This is a genomic window from Streptomyces sp. PKU-EA00015, assembly GCF_013387495.1.
In the GTDB taxonomy this organism is placed as follows: domain Bacteria; phylum Actinomycetota; class Actinomycetes; order Streptomycetales; family Streptomycetaceae; genus Streptomyces.
Map to the genome: position 1 here is coordinate 204,179 of NZ_JABZEE010000013.1, position 16,248 is coordinate 220,426.

Consider the following 16,248-nt stretch of genomic DNA (forward strand, 5'->3'; position numbering starts at 1 on the left):
CCATTATCGGTTCGGCCGTCTGCGGCCGGTCCCCCGGTCCCCCGGGCTCAGAACTCGGCGGCCACCGTCTCCGCGATCTGCGCGGAGTTCAGCGCGGCTCCCTTGCGCAGGTTGTCGCCGCACACGAAGAGCTCCAGCGCCGACGGGTCGTCGGGCGCCCGGCGCACACGCCCCACCCACGTCGGATCGGTGCCCACCACGTCCGCGGGCGTCGGGAAGTCGCCCGCCCGGGGGTCGTCGTAGAGCACGACCCCCGGCGAGGTCGCCAGGATCTCGTGCGCCCGGTCCACCGTGACCTCGTTCTCGAAGCGCGCGTGCACCACCAGGGAGTGCGTGGTCAGCACGGGTACACGGACGAATGTCGCCGCGACCTTCAGCGACGGCAGGTCCAGGATCTTGCGGGTCTCGGCACGCAGCCCCAGCTCCTCGGACGACCAGCCGCCCTCGCGCGGCTCACCGGTCCAGGGCACGACGTTCAGCGCCAGCGGCGCGGGCAGCGGGCCGAGCCCGTCGTCGCCCACCGCACGGCGTACGTCGCCGGGCCCCGTGCCCAGCTCCGTGCCGGCCACCAGGGACAGCTGGGCACGCAGGGCGTCCACCGCGTCCCGGCCGGCGCCGCTTGCGGCCTGGTACGAGGACACGACCAGTTCCCGCAGGCCGAACTCGGCGTGCAGCGCCCCCACCGCGGGCACCAGCGTCAGCGTGGTGTCGTGGGGGCTGGCGACGATGCCGCGCGGCCGCACCCGTACACAGTGCGGATTGACCTCGGGCACGACGAGCGGGACGTCCGGGTCCATGCGGAAGGCCGGGGAGTTGTCCACGACCACCGCGCCCTTGGCGACGGCGACCGGCGCCCACCGCTCGGACACCTCGCCCGGTACGAGGAACACCGCGACGTCGATGCCGTCGAAGACCTCCTCGCCGAGCGGCACGACCTCGCACTCCTCCCCGCGCACAGCCAGCTTGCGGCCGGCCGATCGCGGGGAGGCGGCGAGTCGGATCTCGCCCCAGATGTCGGCGTGCTGCGACAGGATCCGGAGCATCACCGCACCGACGGCTCCGGTCGCTCCCACGACCGCGAGCGCCGGTTTGGGCTTCATCGCCCGGTGCCTCCGTAGACGACCGCCTCGTCGGAGTCGGAGTCGAGCCCGAACGCGGTGTGCACGGCGCGCACGGCCTCGTTGACGTCGTCGGCGCGGGTGACCACCGAGATGCGGATCTCGGAGGTCGAGATCAGCTCGATGTTCACGCCCGCGTCGGACAGCGCCTCGAAGAAGGACGCGGTCACACCGGGGTTGGTCTTCATACCGGCGCCGACCAGGGAGATCTTGCCGATCTGGTCGTCGTAGCGCAGCGAGTCGAAGCCGATCGCCGACTTCTGCTTCTCCAGCGCGGCCATGGCCTTCGCGCCGTCGGTCTTCGGCAGGGTGAAGGAGATGTCGGTCAGCGCCGTGGTGGCCGCCGAGACGTTCTGCACGACCATGTCGATGTTGATCTCGGCATCGGCGATGGCACGGAAGATGGCCGCGGCCTCGCCCGGCTTGTCCGGGACGCCGACGACGGTGACCTTGGCCTCGGAGACGTCGTGGGCGACTCCGGAGATGATGGCGTGCTCCACCTTCTGATCCCCTTGCGGTTCGTTGCTGACCCAGGTGCCGCGCAGTCCGGAGAAGGACGAGCGCACGTGGATCGGGATGTTGTAACGGCGTGCGTACTCGACGCACCGGTGCAGCAGCACCTTGGAGCCGGAGGCGGCGAGCTCCAGCATGTCCTCGGAGGAGATCCAGTCGATCTTCCGGGCCTTCTTGACGACCCGCGGGTCGGCGGTGAAGACGCCGTCGACGTCGGTGTAGATCTCGCAGACCTCGGCGTCCAGCGCGGCGGCCAGCGCCACCGCCGTGGTGTCGGACCCGCCACGCCCCAGCGTGGTGATGTCCTTCTTGTCCTGGGACACACCCTGGAAGCCGGCGACGATCGCGATGTTGCCCTCGTCGAGCGCCGTGCGGATCCGGCCCGGCGTCACATCGATGATGCGCGCTTTGTTGTGGACCGAGTCGGTGATGACGCCTGCCTGGCTGCCGGTGAACGACTGGGCCTCGTGGCCCAGGTTTTTGATCGCCATGGCCAGCAGGGCCATGGAGATCCGCTCTCCTGCGGTCAGCAGCATGTCGAACTCACGCCCGGCAGGGATCGGAGATACCTGCTCGGCGAGATCGATCAGCTCGTCCGTCGTGTCACCCATCGCCGACACCACGACGACCACCTGGTGGCCGTCCTTCTTGGCATCGACGATTCGCTTGGCGACCCGCTTGATGCCTTCGGCATCGGCAACGGAGGAGCCTCCGTACTTCTGCACGACAAGGCCCACGTGCGCTCCTCGCTCGGTCTTCTGCAGTCACTACTGCGGTCGGCTCAGTCTATCGAGCGGCCGCGATACGCCCCTGTGATGTCACATGGTGAGATGTCCCGCTCACCAGGTGATCATCCAGGAAGGGGCCAGGGACGTTCGCGGCCGCTCGGATGGCTGCTGCCCAGGGGACGGCTGCGTACGCGGGATGTGGCCCGCTTCACAGCCGGGCGGCACGAGCGCGGAGCCCGCCGGACGTCAGCGCGCCCGGCGCAGCCCCAGCGGGGCGGCGATCTCCTCGACCATCACCTTGCCGGCCTCCTCGGCCAGCAGCTCCTCGGCGAGGTCCTCGTCCGTGTCCAGGCCGTCCAGCTCGGCCAGCGGCTGGTCGAGGCGGACGTGGGCCACGAGGGACTGGAGCGCGCGCAGGGTGGCGGAGGCGGTCGGGCCCCAGTTGGAGAAGTACGAGAACTGCCACCACCACAGCGCCTCCGTGGTGCGGCCCGCGCGGTAGTGGGCGAGGCCGTGGCGCAGGTCGGTGACGATGTCCGCGAGGCTGTCGGAGATCCGCGAGGGCACCGGGGCCTTGCGGGGCTCGTACGGGTCGAAGACCTCGGAGAAGACGTCCACCGGGTCGAGGAGCACGGCGAAGCGCTCGCGCAGGTCGTCGACGTCCTGGTCGGGACCGGTGTCCGGCTCGTACCGCTCGTCCGGGAGGATGTCCTCGTGCGCGCCCAGGCGGCCTCCGGTCAGCAGCAGCTGGGACACCTCCAGCAGCAGGAACGGGACCGCGCTGTCCGGCTCGTCGCCCTTCGCGACCTCGGTCGTCGCCACGATGAAGGATTCGATCGAGTCGGCGATCTGGACCGCGAAGTCGTCCGGGTCCTGACCTACGGCGTGCAGCATGGCGTCAGACATCGAGCAGTCGTCTCCCCTCGAAGGCACGCCCGAGCGTGACCTCGTCGGCGTATTCCAAGTCTCCCCCCACCGGGAGGCCGCTGGCCAGCCGCGTGACCTTGAGTCCCATCGGCTTCACCATGCGTGCGAGATAGGTGGCCGTCGCCTCGCCCTCGAGATTCGGGTCCGTGGCCAGGATCAGCTCGGTGACCGTGCCGTCCGCGAGCCGGGCCAGCAGCTCGCGGATGCGCAGGTCGTCCGGGCCCACACCCTCGATGGGGCTGATGGCGCCGCCCAGAACGTGGTACCGGCCGCGGAACTCACGCGTCCGCTCGATCGCGACGACGTCCTTCGGCTCCTCCACGACGCAGATGACGGCCTGGTCGCGGCGGGGGTCACGGCAGATGTTGCACTGCTCCTGCTGTGCGACGTTGCCGCACACGGCGCAGAAGCGCACCTTGTCCTTCACCTCCAGCAGCGCGTGCGCGAGCCGGCGGACGTCGGTCGGCTCCGCCTGGAGGATGTGGAAGGCGATCCGCTGCGCGCTCTTGGGACCGACGCCGGGCAGCCTGCCCAGTTCGTCGATGAGGTCCTGAACCACGCCTTCGTACAACGGAACGCCTTTCCTTGCGTGCTTGCTGCTTACGGTAGTTGGTGAATATGACGCTTAGAAGGGCCTGACGGGACCGGCGGGAGAAGCCGGGGTCAGAACGGCAGGCCCGGCATGCCGCCGAGGCCCTGCGCGAGCGGTCCGAGCTTGTCCTGCTGGAGCTGCCGGGCGTTCTCGTTGGCGGCGTGGACGGCGGCGACGACGAGGTCCGCGAGGGTCTCGGTGTCCTCCGGGTCGACGGCCTTCGGGTCGATGACGAGGTTGCGCAGCTCGCCGGAGCCTGTGACGGTGGCCTTCACCAGACCGCCGCCCGCCTGGCCCTCGACCTCGGTCTGCGCCAACTCCTCCTGCGCCCGGGCGAGATCCTGCTGCATCTTCTGGGCCTGCTGGAGCAACTGCTGCATGTTGGGCTGGCCACCACCGGGAATCACGGTCACTCCTGTCCGTACGTTGCTTCGATACGGCCGAGCCTACGTGGTCACCGGGCGCGATGCCCCACCTGGAGGTGACCAACTCTTTCGAGTGAGAGCCACGGGCCCCGACCGGGATCCGCTACCTGATCAAGGCCCCCGTGCGGGCGGAAATACGGGCATCGGGGGCGCACAGCCCACCATTCGGCGGTATGAAGGGCGTGCGCATTCGCGGGCCCATCAGAACGAACGCGCGCACCGTACGTCACACGGTGTAACGTCAGCACCTTTTGAGCACCTTTTCAGCGAAGCCGCTGAAGCCGTAGAGGGTAGAGGAGCGCACCGGTGAGCCAGCCGGAGATGCAGCCCGGGGGGCCGGCCCGGGAGGAGGGCGGCACCGCGCCGCTGGGTGATCTGACCGGACGGGCGTTCCCGCTCGGCGACTGGGGGGAGCCCGCGGTCCGCCTCGACGAGCTCTACCGGTGGGTGGAGGCCGACGCCCTGCGGACGGCCGAGTGGTACCTCGCGGACCGCGCCCGCAAGCGCCGCTGGGCCCGGCTGCTGCGCCTCGGTACGGCGCTGGGCGCCGTCACCGGGGCAGCCCTGCCGATGCTCGACCTGACCGGCGCGGTGGCCGGGGCGGCCCCCTGGGGGTACGTCTGTCTGCTGCTCGCCGCGGCCTGCGTGGCCTGCGACCGGTACTTCGGCCTCACCGCGGGCTGGATGCGCGACGTCGCGACGGCCCAGGCGGTGCAGCACCGCCTGCAGTCGCTGCAGTTCGACTGGGCGTCCGAGAGCGTGCGGGAGGTGCTGGGCCCGACGGAGGGCACGGCGAGCGAGGCGGCCGAGCGCTGCCTGGGAGTGCTGCGCCGCTTCTCCGAGGACGTCTCGGAACTGGTCCGTACGGAGACGGCGGACTGGATGACCGCCTTCCGCGCGGGCCCGGCGCCGCTGCGGCTGACAACCCAGTCCCCCGCCCGCGCGGAGGCGGGCCCCCCGCCGCAGTCCGCGGGCGTGATCCAGGGCCGCTTCCCGCTGCCTCCGGGCACCCGCCCGAACATGCCCCGGCAGCGGCCCCCGGAGCCGCCGCGCTGAGGCCCGCACGGGGCCGGCCGCCCGGCGGCATGCGGGCAGCACGGGCCCCGGGGGGCGTCCTTCGTCAGTCGAGGTTCAGCACAGCGGCCGCCTGGTCGGCCATCGCTGCCTCGCCCGCCGCGTTCGGGTGCACCGGAACCACATTGGTGCCGAACAGGAGCGGTTCGATCCAGCGCGTTCCCCTCGGGCTGCAGGCGTCGTGGCCGTTCGACACCTCGGCCATATCGACGAAGGTGGCACCGGCCTCGCCGGCGGCCTTCTCGACGGCCGCGTTCAGGTCCGTCTGCAGCTGGTGCAGGTAGGGCACATCGCCCTTGGCGACCGGCATCTTGAGGAAGCAGCCGGGGACGGCCCGCTCGGGCAGGATCCACGGATAACCGAGGATCGCGACCTCCGCCTTCGGCGACCTGGCCCTGATCTGGTTCAGTGCCGTCCTGATCGCGGGATACGTCTTCTCGGCGATGTCGTCGGAGAAGCTGCTGCCGTAGGCGTCCTTGCACGGGCTGCCCTGGCCGGCCGTGAGCGCGCCCAGGGTGCCGCAGGCGAGGATGGCGCTGATGAAGGTGTTGTTGTCGTTGCCGCCGATGGTCAGCGTGACGAGGTCGGTGTCGCTCCCGAGCGCGTCGAACTGCGGGGCGACACCCGGGTACTGGGCCCGCGTGAAGTGCTCGGTCCTCGCGGCGCCACAGGTGACGTCCGTGAGTCTCGCCCCGGTCCGGGCGGCGACCAGGCGCGGGTAGTTCCTGGTGGTGCGGAAGCACAGGGGGGATGCGGCCGGGTCGAGCGGGAGGACGCCCGAACCGGCGCTGTAACTGTCCCCGAGGGCGACGTAGTTCATCGGTTCGGCGGTGGCCCGGGCGGGGGCGGCGGTCCCCAGCCCGAGTGCGGCGGTCCCGGCGGCCGCGAGGACCACCGACAGGGCTCTGTTCTTGGCGCGGAACGGCATGGGGGGCGGCTCCTTCAGGCGAATGGTGCGGCTCTGGCATGCTCCGGCGCTCCGGGCGCCGGCTCGCGGAGCCACGACCTGTTCGCCGGGGCGCGTTCACCCGATCGGTGCGAGAAGCGTAGGAGGACCCGGGCCCGCCGCCCCTGTGACGGAATCCCAACCCTTGACAGTTTTTTCGTGAGCCGTCACCAACGCCCGCCCGACGATGTGTGCTTGGCGCACGCACAGAACGGCTCCGGGGCGCGTGCCCCGGAGCCGTCGTGTGCGATGCCGTCGTCGGCCGGTGAATCCCCTCAGCGGCTGCGGCCGGACGTCAGTGCCCGCGTCAGGATCGGCGGGAGCAGGTCCCGGGCCAGACGGCGGGCGAGGGAGCGGCGGGCGGGAGCCGCCGCCGGGGACGGTGCGGGAGCGGGTGGCGGGGTGGCGGGATCCGGCTCGGGGGCGGGCCGCGGGAGCGGCTCGTTGCGCGAGACCGGCGGGGCCGGCGGCTGCGCCTTGGGACCCTTGATACGGATCAGGGGCAGGCCCGCGACCTCCTCCACCCCGTGCCACACGTCCGTCCGCGTCGCCAGGAACTCCAGCAGCTCCTCGGTGAACGGGGCGGGATCGCCCCACGTCCCGTACAGCTTGCTGCCCGTGATCACGATCGGCTTGAGGCCGGTCGTCGACACCGCGCCCCACACCGCCGCCGAGACCCCTGGGCAGTGCTCGGCCCGGAAGTCGTCGAAGGCCACGATCCCGTCGGGGAGCAGGAGTTCCCGCGCCGCGGCCACGTCGCCGTGGACGTGCTCGTACAGGTGGGACGCGTCGACGTGGACGAAGCGGCAGGTGGCGGCCTCGACGCGGGAGGTGATGACGGACGTCGGCGCCTGCACCACGGTCGGCAGCTCGTCGTGGAAGGAGAGGTAGTTGGCCTCGAAGGCCCGGCGCGTCAGCGTCGCGTAAGAGCGGTCCATCTCCGCGCTGTTGGGGTCGTCCGGCGCCTCGGAGTCGAACAGGTCGCAGACGGTGAAGGTCTCCCCTTCCCGCAGATAGCCCCCGAGGAAGATCGCACTCTTGCCCATGTAGGCGCCGAGCTCCAGAAGGTCACCCTTCATGTCCGTGTCTCTCTGACGGGTCAGGAACCAGTCGAAGATCAGCTGATCGACCGGCCAGAACCAGCCCTTGACGTCCGCGAACCGCTCCGGCCTGGGAAGTTCTTCCGCGGCCGTCCCCTCGGCGGGGGTACTTGTCTGCGACATGCACCGGTCCTACAGCAGGAAGGTGTCCGGCATCCGTCCGCCACGTGTCCGGAATCCTTCCGCCACGCGTCCGGCGGCTGTCGGGCACGCGTGCGGCACCTCCCTCCAGGGCGCGACGCGGACCCCGGCGACGTCTGCGTCAGCTAAAGATGATCATCGAGCCCTGCCCGAGGCTCCGTGTCGCCGCCGCATGCAGCCCCAGCCACACGTGCCGCTCCCGCGCGAACGGACTCTCGTCGTACGGGATCGGACCGGCGGGCTCCTCCAGGGCGGTGGGACGCTCCGGCGGCTCCGGCGCGGCCGGCGGGTTCGCCGGGTCGATGCCGATCGCGCAGGCCACGTACTCCAGTTCGCGCAGAAGACCCTGAGTGGAACCCAACGGGCCGCCGCCCTCCAGCAGTTCGTCGTTGAACAGCGGCGCGGGGAAGTCCACCGGGACGTACGCGCCCGCGTGGTCGTAGTGCCACACCAGGTGCGACTGCTGCGCAGTCGACTCGAACATCTCCAGCAACTGCTCGTAGTCGCCGCCGAGTTCGTCGACGGGCGTCACCGCGAGACCGCACAGCTGAAGCAGGTAGGCGCGCCGCAGGAAGTGCAGCGCGTCGTAGTCGAAGCCGGCGACCGGTGCGACGTCGCCCGACAGGCCCGGCATGTAGGCGAAGACGGGCACGGTGGGCAGACCCGCGCCGGTCAGGGCCTTGTCGTAGGAGGCGATCTCTTCGGCGAAGGGGTTGTCGGGGCTGTGGCACAGCACGTCGACAAGGGGGACCAGCCACAGGTCACAGGCCAAGGGAAGGCTCGCTCTCAGCGGTTCGGACGGGTTCTCCCCCTGGCTGCGCCAGGAGGGCGGTGGGTCGCGGACGGTGGCCGGGACAGCGTAATGCCGTGCGGAGGACCGGCGAAGAGGGCCCTCATCGCGTACCGCCTTCCGCCCCCACGTCCCATACCCATACCCCGGCCACGCGCTCTCCCGGCCTGCCCAGCAGTTTCGTGACCGTCTCGTAGAGCGCCTGCTCGTGGTACTGCGGCGGCAGCACCACCACGCCGGCCCTCCAGGCGGCGAGGTCCGCGCGGGCCTGCGCCTGCCAGTTGGGACCGATCACGGGGACCCGGCCGGTGTTGCGGACGTCGGAGAGCAGGTTGGAGGTGTGGCGGGGTGTCGCACCGTAGATCCCGATGCGGTCGGGGCCCCAGGGGCCGTTGAAGTAGCCGCCGGCGACCGGGAATCCGAGGCCGTTCGCCGACTGCCAGTGCAGGGCGTCCGCGCTGCCCGGCGTCGGCAGCGGCACGGTGACCAGCGACTCGCCCTCGCCGAGGTAGGAGCGGTACGCGCCGTGGGTGATGAAGCCCGGCACCTCCGCCCGCTCCCGTACCGGGTAGGGGGTCGGGAGCACCGGGATCAGCGCCGCCGCCAGCGCCGCGAAGCCCGCTGCCCGCAGGCCCCGGGGGCGGTTCTCCGCAGCCGCGAGACGGTCGGCGGCGAGTGCGAGCAGCATGCCGAGCACGGGCGCGCACACCATCGCCACCCGCGACTCGATGACCGACTCGAACAGCGGCTGGTGCGCGAGCGCCCGCCAGGGCCCGGTCAGCACGATGTCCGTGTACGGGATGCGGAACCTCGGTCCGAGCGACAGGAACGCGGCGGCCGCCGCCGTGAACGCCAGCGCCTTCACCACCGCCAGCCGCCACCACTGGATCACCAGTGCGGCGCTCAGCGCGATCAGCGGCCAGCCGAAGAAGGCGTTCTGCTCGGTGCGGTTCATCGCGAGCGGATCGGCGCCCGCGTCCGAGCCGAGCAGGGCACGACCCGAGAACTGCAGGAACGCGAGCGGGCTGTTGCCCGCGTTGTCGCCGTGCAGCACGCTCTTGTAGCTCTGCGGCCCGAAGAACTGCCAGCCGAGCGGGAACGCCACCAGCGGCAGGCACACCAGCAGCGCGATCCCGAGCCCGCGCAGCAGCGGCCGCCACGCAGCCCGGGCCACGTCGCGCCGCGCGAGCGCGTACGAGAGGGCGAACAGCAGCATGCCCACGGCGGCGAGCAGCAGCGGCTCCTCGCCGAGGAAGATCTGGTACGTCGCGAACAGGCCGAGCAGCACGCCGTCGCGGACCACGTTCCGGCCCTCGCACAGCCGCAGCGCCCGGTCGACGATCAGCGGCAGCATGAACAGGACGAGGAAGTTCGGGTGTGCGTTCCCGTGCGAGATCATCGGCGGCGCGAAGGCGGCGAAGGCGCCGCCGAGCGCGGCGGCGGCTCTGTTGCGGACGAGCCGCCGGGCGATCAGCCAGTACCAGGAGACGGCGGTCGCGGTCAGGCCGAGGGTGAGGACGAGCGCCCAGGTGACGGTCGGCCCGAAGGCCAGCGTGACGGGGGTCAGGGGGACGGACAGGCCCAGCATGACCGTGTTGGCCATCAGGTTCACGCCCTCGGGATATCCCTGGAGGGTGGTGAACAGCGGATTGCGCAGATGCGTGACGTTGTCGGCGGTGACCGCGAAGAACCACTCCCACTGGTTCTGGTCCTGGCCGGCGTCGCGCAGGTAGCCGCGGTCGAGGTCCGCCCACAGGCCCTGGTAGAGCAGGACGGACGCGAGGAGGAAGAGCCCGGCGACGGCGAGGTCCGCGCGCCGCACGGCACGGGTCCGCAGCCGCAGCAGCTCCAGCAGCACCTTGCCGTAGTCGGCGGGCCTGACCTTGGATCCGGCGACGTGCGACCAGCGCACCGGGACCTCGGTCACGGGCCAGCCCTCGCGGCGGAAGAAACGCAGGATCTCGACGTCGATGCCCCACCCGGTGAGCCGCGAGTCGGCGAACGCGGCGCGTGCCTTGTCGCCGTCGAAGAGTTTGAAGCCGCACTGGGTGTCGCGGATGCCGGGCACCGCGACGAGGCGTATGAGCCGGTTGCCCATGCGGCCGAGCCACTCGCGCAGGCGCCGCTGGTGCACCTCGATCCGGGCCTCGGGGTGGGCGCGCGAGCCGATGGCGGCCGCGGCGCCGGTGGCGGCGAGCTCGTCGTCGAGGTGGGCCAGCTCGTCGACGGGGGTGGCGAGGTCGGCGTCGGTGAACAGCACCCGCCGCCCGTAGGAGGCGAGGACGCCCATGCGCAGGGCATGGCCCTTGCCGCGGTTGGTCCTGCTCGACACGAGCTGGATGCGGGGCTCCTCGGCCGCCGCCTCCTGGGCGATCTTCGCGGTCGCGTCGGTGGAGCCGTCGTCGACGACGATCAGCTCCCACTCGCCCCAGCGCTCGGGGTCGGCGCGCAGGAAGGCGCAGACGGCGTGCAGCGTCGGGCCGAGGCGTTCCTCCTCGTTGTACGCGGGTACGACGACGCTCAGGTCCACGCTCACCGCTCGGGCCGGGCGTCGGGGATCCGGGCCGGGGCCGGGCGGTCGTCCGTGGCGAAACCGGACCCGGCAGCGGGGACCGGTCCGCGTTCGAGCCGGTCCGCCCAGGCGAGCGCGTGCGCGTTGTAGGCGTGGATCTCCCGGCGCACCACCTCCGCGTCACCGTGGGTGACGGCGTCCACCACCTTCTCGTGCCCGCTCCACAGCCACTCCGACAGCTCCGGGTCGGACCGCAGGTACGGCACGGCGAACACCCACGCCTGTACGCGCAGCCGGTGCAGGAACTCGGAGATGTAGTGGTTGGTCACGAGCGCTCCGAGCTCGCGCCAGAACCGCAGGTCGTAGCCGATCAGGATGTCGAGGTCACCGGCGCGTGCCGCGCGTGCGGCCTCCTCGGCCCGGCGGCGCACGGACAGCAGGGCCGAGACGCCCGGGGCCGCGGAACCGCGCTCCGTGCGCTGCCGGAAGACGCCGTCGACCACCATCGAGCGCGCCTCGACCATCGTGCGGTAGTCCTCGACGGAGAACCGGTGCACCTTGAAGCCGCGGTGCTGGTCCGATTCGAGCAGCCCCTGCGCGGACAGGTCCACGAGCGCCTCGCGCACGGGTGTCGCGGAGACGCCGTACTGGTCGGCGATCTGCTTGACCGTGAACTCCTGCCCGGGCTGGAGACGCCCGGCGAGCACCTCGTCACGCAGCGCGTCCGCGATCTGCTGCCGCAGGGTGCTGCGTGTGACGGCGGTGGCGCTGGCGTTGCCGGGCATCGTGGTGGCCTTCTCCTTCTGCTTCGTCCCGGACACGATAGGCCAGGGGTCGTGACGGGGTCGTGGGCATGGGGCCCGCACCGTGACGGAAGCGAGGCGGATGTGACGGATGTGTTCGAACCGGCCGACGGCGACGGCGCCCAGGTGTCCGGGGCCGGCCGGGCCGCCGAGGTCCGCACGGCGTTCGAGGGGCTGCTCCAGATCCGCCGTGTGACCAACGCGACGGCCGCGGACCCGGCGGCCGTCCCCGCGCCCTGGGAGCTGAACCGCATGGTGCGCGCGGTGTCCCTGGCCCTGGAGGCGGCCGGCTTCCCGCCGTCGGCGGTGGGCGCCGACGGCACGAGGACGGCGACCGGCTACCGCGTCCGCCCCGGAGAGCGTCCGGCCACGGTGTACGTGGAGTGGCTGGGCCCGCCGGGCGGCGGCGCGGCGCAGGCGGAGGAGGCCGAGCTGACGGCGTGCGCGGCGGCCCTGGGGCGCCTCGGCTGGGAGGCGCTGCTGTACCGGGGCCCGCGGCGCCGGCGCTTCCTGGAGGTGGAGCGGGGGGTGTGAGCGGCCGCCGGGGCCCCTGGCACCGATGGGCTACGAGGGGACGGGCTCGCCGCGCCCCGTGGCCGGCTCGCCCGCCCGGGCGCGGAACGTCTGGCGGTACGCCATCGGCGACACCCCGATCGCCGCGGCCATGTGCTGGCGCAGCGACGCCGCCGTGCCGAAGCCCGACTCCGCCGCGACCCGGTCCACGGGGAGGTCCGTCGTCTCCAGCAGGCGGCGGGCGTGCTCGACGCGCTGGCGGGTCAGCCACTGGACCGGCGTCGTGCCGACCTCCTCGCGGAAGCGGCGGGAGAACGTGCGCACGCTCATCCGGGCGTGCGCGGCCAGTTCCGCAAGGGTGAGCGGGCCGCCCAGCCGGCCGAGTGCCCACGCGCGGGTCGCGGAGGTCGACGCCGCGGACGACGGCGGCACCGGCCGCTCGATGAACTGGGCCTGGCCGCCGTCCCGCCACGGCGGCACGACGCACCGCCGCGCCACCCGGTTGGCGACCTCGCTGCCGTGGTCGCGGCGCAGCAGGTGCAGGCACAAATCCACCCCGGCCGCGACGCCCGCCGCCGTCAGCACGTCCCCGTCGTCGACGAACAGCACGCCCGGGTCGACCTCGACCCCGGGGAAGGCGCGCTGGAACTCCTCCGCCTCGTTCCAGTGCGTGGTGGCGCGGCGGCCGTCGAGCAGGCCGGCGGTGGCGAGGACGTACGCGGCGGTGCAGATGGACACGACGCGGGCGCCGGGGCGGAGCGTCGTGAGGGCGGCGGCGAGCGGCGCGGGCAGCCACTCCTGGGGCCGGTCCGGGCCGCAGGTGAACGGCGGGACGACGAGCGTGTCCGCCGTCGCGAGCACGTCGAGCCCGTGCTCGACGGTGACGGAGAAGTCGGCGCTGGTGCGCACCGTGCCGCCGTCGATGCCGCAGGTGATCACCTCGTACAGCGGTTCGCCGCCGGGCCCTCGGGCAGTGCCGAAGATCCGGACCGGGATGCTCATCTCGAAGGGGTAGACGCCGTCGAGCGCGAGGACGACGACGCGGTGCGGGGCGGAGGAGACCATGGCCGGATCCTTGCACATCATGGCCATCCGGCCACTCGAATGCGGCTTTCCGCTGCCGCAGGGTTGATCACGGCCCCGATCGGGGCCGATTCCCCTGACGAGGAGCGGACATCATGCGGGCCATCAGGCAGGACACACTCGGCGGACCGGACGTGCTGAAGCTCGTCGAGACCGACCGCCCGGAGCCCGGTCCCTCGGAGGTCCTGGTGCGGGTCCACGCCGCCGGGGTCAACCCGACGGACTGGTGGCACCGTTCGACGGGCGGGCTTCTCGGCGACGGACGTCCGGTGCCGCTCGGCTGGGACGTGTCCGGCGTCGTGGAGGCCGTCGGTCTCGGCGTGACGATGTACCGGCCGGGCGACGAGGTGTTCGGCATGCCCCGGCTGCCCGAACCGGCGGGCGCGTACGCGGAGTTCATGACCTCACCGGCCCGCCATCTGGCCCGCAAGCCGGCCGGGATCTCGCACGTGGAGGCCGCCGCCCTGCCGATCGCCGCGCTCACCGCCTGGCAGTCGCTGGTCGACACCGCCGGCGTACGCCCCGGGCAGCGCGTGCTGGTGCACGCGGCGGCCGGCGGCGTCGGACACCTGGCCGTCCAGATCGCCAAGGCACGGGGCGCGTACGTGATCGGCACGGCGAGCGCGGCCAAGCACGCCTTCGTGCGGGGGCTCGGCGCCGACGAGGTCGTCGACTACCGGACGACTGACTTCACCGAGGCCGTCGAGGACATGGACGTGGTCCTGGACGCCGTGGGCGGTGAGTACGGGCCGCGGTCCCTGGAGGTGCTCCGGCCGGGCGGCACGCTGGTCTCCCTCACCTCGCCCGCCGAGGCGTACCTCGCCGGGGAGGCCGAACAGCGCGGCCTGCGCGCCGGGTTCACGATCGTGGAGCCCGACAACGGCGGGCTGCGGGAGATCGCCGCGCTGGTCGAGTCGGGCAGGCTGCGCGTGCACGTGGACACGGTGCTGCCACTGGAGCAGGCCGGCAAGGCGCACGAGATCGGCGAGACGGGCCGGACGCAGGGAAAGATCGTGCTCACTGTCGTGTGAGCGGGCGCCCGAGGGGCGCCGCCGCGCGGGCGGCGCCCCTCGGGGCCGTGGTGCCTAGTAGAGGCCGGTGTACGTGTTCCAGCCGGTTCCGATCTTCGCCTTGGGCTTGAAGCCGCCCTTGCCGTCCGAGTCGTAGCGGTAGAGCACGCCGTCGCTGGTACGCGCGACGAGGTCCGCACGTCCGTCGCCGGTCATGTCACCGGGCGCCGCGAACTTGTTGTACTGGTTCCAGCCCGTGCCGATCAGCTTCTTCGCCTTGAACGGCGCGGAGGCCACGCCTGTGCCCTGGTAGAGGTACAGGCTGCCGTCCTTGGCGCGGGCGATCAGGTCCGCGCGGCCGTCGCCGGAGATGTCGCCGGCACCGACGAGCACGTTGAACTGGCCCCAGCCAGAGCCGATCCGCTGCTTCGCGGCGAAGCCGGTGCCGGTGCCGTTGCCCCGGTAGAGGAACAGTTCGCCCGCCGAGTTGCGGGCCAGCAGGTCGCCCTTGCCGTCGCCGGACAGGTCACCGGGACCGACCAGGGTGTTGTAGACGCCCCAGCCGCTGCCGATCGCCTGGACCTCTTCCGACTTGTGGCTGAGGTTGTAAAGGGTGCCGTTGTAGACCTCGAGGAGGTCGGAGTAGCCGTTGTCGTCGAGGGACGAGGCGTGGGTGAGCTTCGCGCCCGCCCAGCCGCCGTCGTCGCCGATCTTGAATCGGGGCTCGAACTGGCCGTTGTTCAGGTCCCAGTAGTAGTAGAGCGTTCCCCGCGTGTCGAGACCGTACAGCTCGTCCTTGCCCCAGGCCGAGACGTTGCCCGCGTTGGCGAATTGGAAGACGGGATTCCAACCCCCGCCTTCCTTCACGCGTGGCAGGAAGGCACCCGTGCCCGTGGAGGTGTACCGGTACAGGTCACCATTGTTCGCACGCGCGTACAGTTCCGCGTTTCCGTCCTCGTCGAGGTCGTCGAGGCTGAACAGCGTGTTGAAGATGTTCCACCCGCTGCCGACCTTGACCCTGTCCTTGAAGGGACGGGTGGGCTCGCCGGTGCCGCTGTAGAAGAACAGGTCACCCGCGGTGTTGCGGGCGAAGAGGTCGGCGATGCCGTCATTGTTGACGTCGTTCATACCGACCAGCTGGTCGTACTGACCCCAGCCGGAGCCGACCTTCACGCGCGGGGCCAGCGGCTCCGCGCCGGCGGGCGTGGCCCGGTACAGGTAGAGGTCGCCCGCGAAGGTGCGGGCGAGGACGTCGCCGACTCCGTCGCCGGTCAGGTCACCGGGCGAGAAGACCTTGTTGAACTGCTGCCAGCCCGTGCCGGACCAGTAGATGGACGCGTGGTCGGCGGAGTTCGCGTACGCCGAGAGGCGGCCGGTGGACGTCAGGGTGAAGTGGACGGGGCCACCCTCCCTCAGGCCCGCCACCGAGAAGACGTCCTTGTAGAACTGACCGATCGACTCATGGATGCCGTCGTCGAAGCGGTACTCGTACGGTTCACCGTTGCCGGTCGAGACGAACACCCGTCCGGCGACATTCTGGAACAGCATGTCGGACCAGCCGTCGCCGTCCACGTCGCTGCGCGGTGCGGCGAGCGGCGCGCCCTCCTCCTGGGCGCTGAACGCACCGCGGTTCACCTCGGGGCGCGGGAGGTCGAGGCTGGGCAGTTGTCCCGCGTCGCGCGCGGGCTGCTCGACGGTGGCGCGGGGCGCCGGCGGTTCGTCCGCGAACGCGGGCGCCGGGGAGGCGAGCAGGGCACCTGCCGTGACGGACAGGGCGAGTGCGGTGCATGCCGCCAGACGGCGGGTGGCCGCCGGGCGGCCGGTTCTCTTCGAAGACAAGGTCCCCCCAGGGAGTGATGCCACAGGTGCGGGCACCAGGTCAGACGCACGAGGTGGGGGGAGGGATGTACGGCAGCGGTGATGTTTCGGGTGGGCGGGGGTGGCCGCTGCGCGGGGCGCTTCCCCACCCCGCC

15 protein-coding genes are annotated in these 16,248 nt (G+C 71.8%); 3 read left to right on the forward strand and 12 right to left on the reverse strand.

What is annotated here, in order from left to right; genetic code table 11:
* Window positions 1-47 precede the first annotated feature (47 nt).
* The 5 genes from HW130_RS12885 to HW130_RS12905 form a co-directional block, all read right to left on the reverse strand.
* On the reverse strand, window positions 48-1,100 hold the full coding sequence (locus HW130_RS12885) for an aspartate-semialdehyde dehydrogenase (protein WP_177149649.1): 1,053 nt from the start codon (window positions 1,098-1,100) through the stop codon (window positions 48-50).
* The gene (locus HW130_RS12890; protein ID WP_177149650.1) at window positions 1,097-2,368 is read right to left on the reverse strand and encodes an aspartate kinase; all 1,272 of its coding nucleotides are present in this window, start codon (window positions 2,366-2,368) and stop codon (window positions 1,097-1,099) included. Before HW130_RS12890 ends, HW130_RS12885 begins: the two co-directional genes overlap by 4 nt.
* A 237-nt stretch (window positions 2,369-2,605) precedes the next feature.
* Entirely contained in the window at window positions 2,606-3,265 is a 660-nt protein-coding gene (locus tag HW130_RS12895) for a DUF5063 domain-containing protein (protein WP_177149651.1), read from the reverse strand.
* A complete protein-coding gene (recR, locus tag HW130_RS12900) occupies window positions 3,258-3,857 on the reverse strand; it encodes a recombination mediator RecR (protein ID WP_177149652.1) in 600 nt (199 codons plus the stop codon). The genes HW130_RS12895 and recR overlap by 8 nt, the downstream gene beginning before the upstream one ends.
* 92 nt (window positions 3,858-3,949) lie before the next feature.
* On the reverse strand, window positions 3,950-4,285 hold the full coding sequence (locus HW130_RS12905) for a YbaB/EbfC family nucleoid-associated protein (RefSeq protein WP_177149653.1): 336 nt from the start codon (window positions 4,283-4,285) through the stop codon (window positions 3,950-3,952).
* Window positions 4,286-4,609: 324 nt separating this feature from the next.
* Between HW130_RS12905 and HW130_RS12910 the strand changes: the two genes are divergently transcribed.
* On the forward strand, window positions 4,610-5,359 hold the full coding sequence (locus HW130_RS12910) for an SLATT domain-containing protein (protein ID WP_177149654.1): 750 nt from the start codon (window positions 4,610-4,612) through the stop codon (window positions 5,357-5,359).
* A gap of 64 nt (window positions 5,360-5,423) precedes the next feature.
* Here HW130_RS12910 and HW130_RS12915 read toward each other — a convergent pair whose 3' ends face one another.
* The 5 genes from HW130_RS12915 to HW130_RS12935 form a co-directional block, all read right to left on the reverse strand.
* On the reverse strand, window positions 5,424-6,305 hold the full coding sequence (locus tag HW130_RS12915) for an SGNH/GDSL hydrolase family protein (protein ID WP_177149655.1): 882 nt from the start codon (window positions 6,303-6,305) through the stop codon (window positions 5,424-5,426).
* Window positions 6,306-6,598: 293 nt separating this feature from the next.
* On the reverse strand, window positions 6,599-7,546 hold the full coding sequence (locus HW130_RS12920; protein WP_177149656.1) for a class I SAM-dependent methyltransferase: 948 nt from the start codon (window positions 7,544-7,546) through the stop codon (window positions 6,599-6,601).
* 139 nt (window positions 7,547-7,685) lie between these two features.
* On the reverse strand, window positions 7,686-8,336 hold the full coding sequence (locus HW130_RS12925; protein ID WP_177149657.1) for a hypothetical protein: 651 nt from the start codon (window positions 8,334-8,336) through the stop codon (window positions 7,686-7,688).
* Between the two features lie 121 nt (window positions 8,337-8,457).
* Window positions 8,458-10,890 carry a dolichyl-phosphate beta-glucosyltransferase gene (locus tag HW130_RS12930; RefSeq protein WP_177149658.1) on the reverse strand — a complete coding sequence of 811 codons (2,433 nt, stop codon included), beginning with the start codon at window positions 10,888-10,890 and terminating at the stop codon, window positions 8,458-8,460.
* Complete coding sequence (locus HW130_RS12935; RefSeq protein ID WP_177149704.1) at window positions 10,887-11,651, reverse strand: GntR family transcriptional regulator; 765 nt, start codon at window positions 11,649-11,651, stop codon at window positions 10,887-10,889. The genes HW130_RS12930 and HW130_RS12935 overlap by 4 nt, the downstream gene beginning before the upstream one ends.
* A gap of 102 nt (window positions 11,652-11,753) precedes the next feature.
* On the opposite strand from HW130_RS12935, the gene HW130_RS12940 reads away from it, so the two are divergent.
* The gene (locus tag HW130_RS12940) at window positions 11,754-12,203 is read left to right on the forward strand and encodes a hypothetical protein (protein ID WP_177149659.1); all 450 of its coding nucleotides are present in this window, start codon (window positions 11,754-11,756) and stop codon (window positions 12,201-12,203) included.
* Between the two features lie 30 nt (window positions 12,204-12,233).
* On the opposite strand, the gene HW130_RS12945 is transcribed toward HW130_RS12940, so the two are convergent.
* Window positions 12,234-13,247 (reverse strand): GlxA family transcriptional regulator, encoded by a 1,014-nt coding sequence (locus tag HW130_RS12945; RefSeq protein WP_177149660.1) that lies wholly within the window; start codon window positions 13,245-13,247, stop codon window positions 12,234-12,236.
* A 113-nt stretch (window positions 13,248-13,360) separates the two neighbouring features.
* Here HW130_RS12945 and HW130_RS12950 point away from each other — a divergent pair, with 113 nt between their 5' ends.
* Complete coding sequence (locus tag HW130_RS12950) at window positions 13,361-14,296, forward strand: NADP-dependent oxidoreductase (protein ID WP_177149661.1); 936 nt, start codon at window positions 13,361-13,363, stop codon at window positions 14,294-14,296.
* Between the two features lie 54 nt (window positions 14,297-14,350).
* Here HW130_RS12950 and HW130_RS12955 read toward each other — a convergent pair whose 3' ends face one another.
* Entirely contained in the window at window positions 14,351-16,114 is a 1,764-nt protein-coding gene (locus HW130_RS12955) for a VCBS repeat-containing protein (protein ID WP_177149662.1), read from the reverse strand.
* Window positions 16,115-16,248 lie beyond the last annotated feature (134 nt).

What these genes read in the sequence shown, in the direction of transcription:
- HW130_RS12935 (WP_177149704.1), bottom strand. Translation starts at nt 11,651, where the DNA reads ATGCCCGGCAACGCCAGCGCCACCGCCGTCACACGCAGCACCCTGCGG.
- HW130_RS12915 (WP_177149655.1), bottom strand. Translation starts at nt 6,305, where the DNA reads ATGCCGTTCCGCGCCAAGAACAGAGCCCTGTCGGTGGTCCTCGCGGCC.
- HW130_RS12885 (WP_177149649.1), bottom strand. Translation starts at nt 1,100, where the DNA reads ATGAAGCCCAAACCGGCGCTCGCGGTCGTGGGAGCGACCGGAGCCGTC.
- HW130_RS12895 (WP_177149651.1), bottom strand. Translation starts at nt 3,265, where the DNA reads ATGTCTGACGCCATGCTGCACGCCGTAGGTCAGGACCCGGACGACTTC.
- HW130_RS12920 (WP_177149656.1), bottom strand. Translation starts at nt 7,546, where the DNA reads ATGTCGCAGACAAGTACCCCCGCCGAGGGGACGGCCGCGGAAGAACTT.
- HW130_RS12950 (WP_177149661.1), top strand. Translation starts at nt 13,361, where the DNA reads ATGCGGGCCATCAGGCAGGACACACTCGGCGGACCGGACGTGCTGAAG.
- HW130_RS12945 (WP_177149660.1), bottom strand. Translation starts at nt 13,247, where the DNA reads ATGGTCTCCTCCGCCCCGCACCGCGTCGTCGTCCTCGCGCTCGACGGC.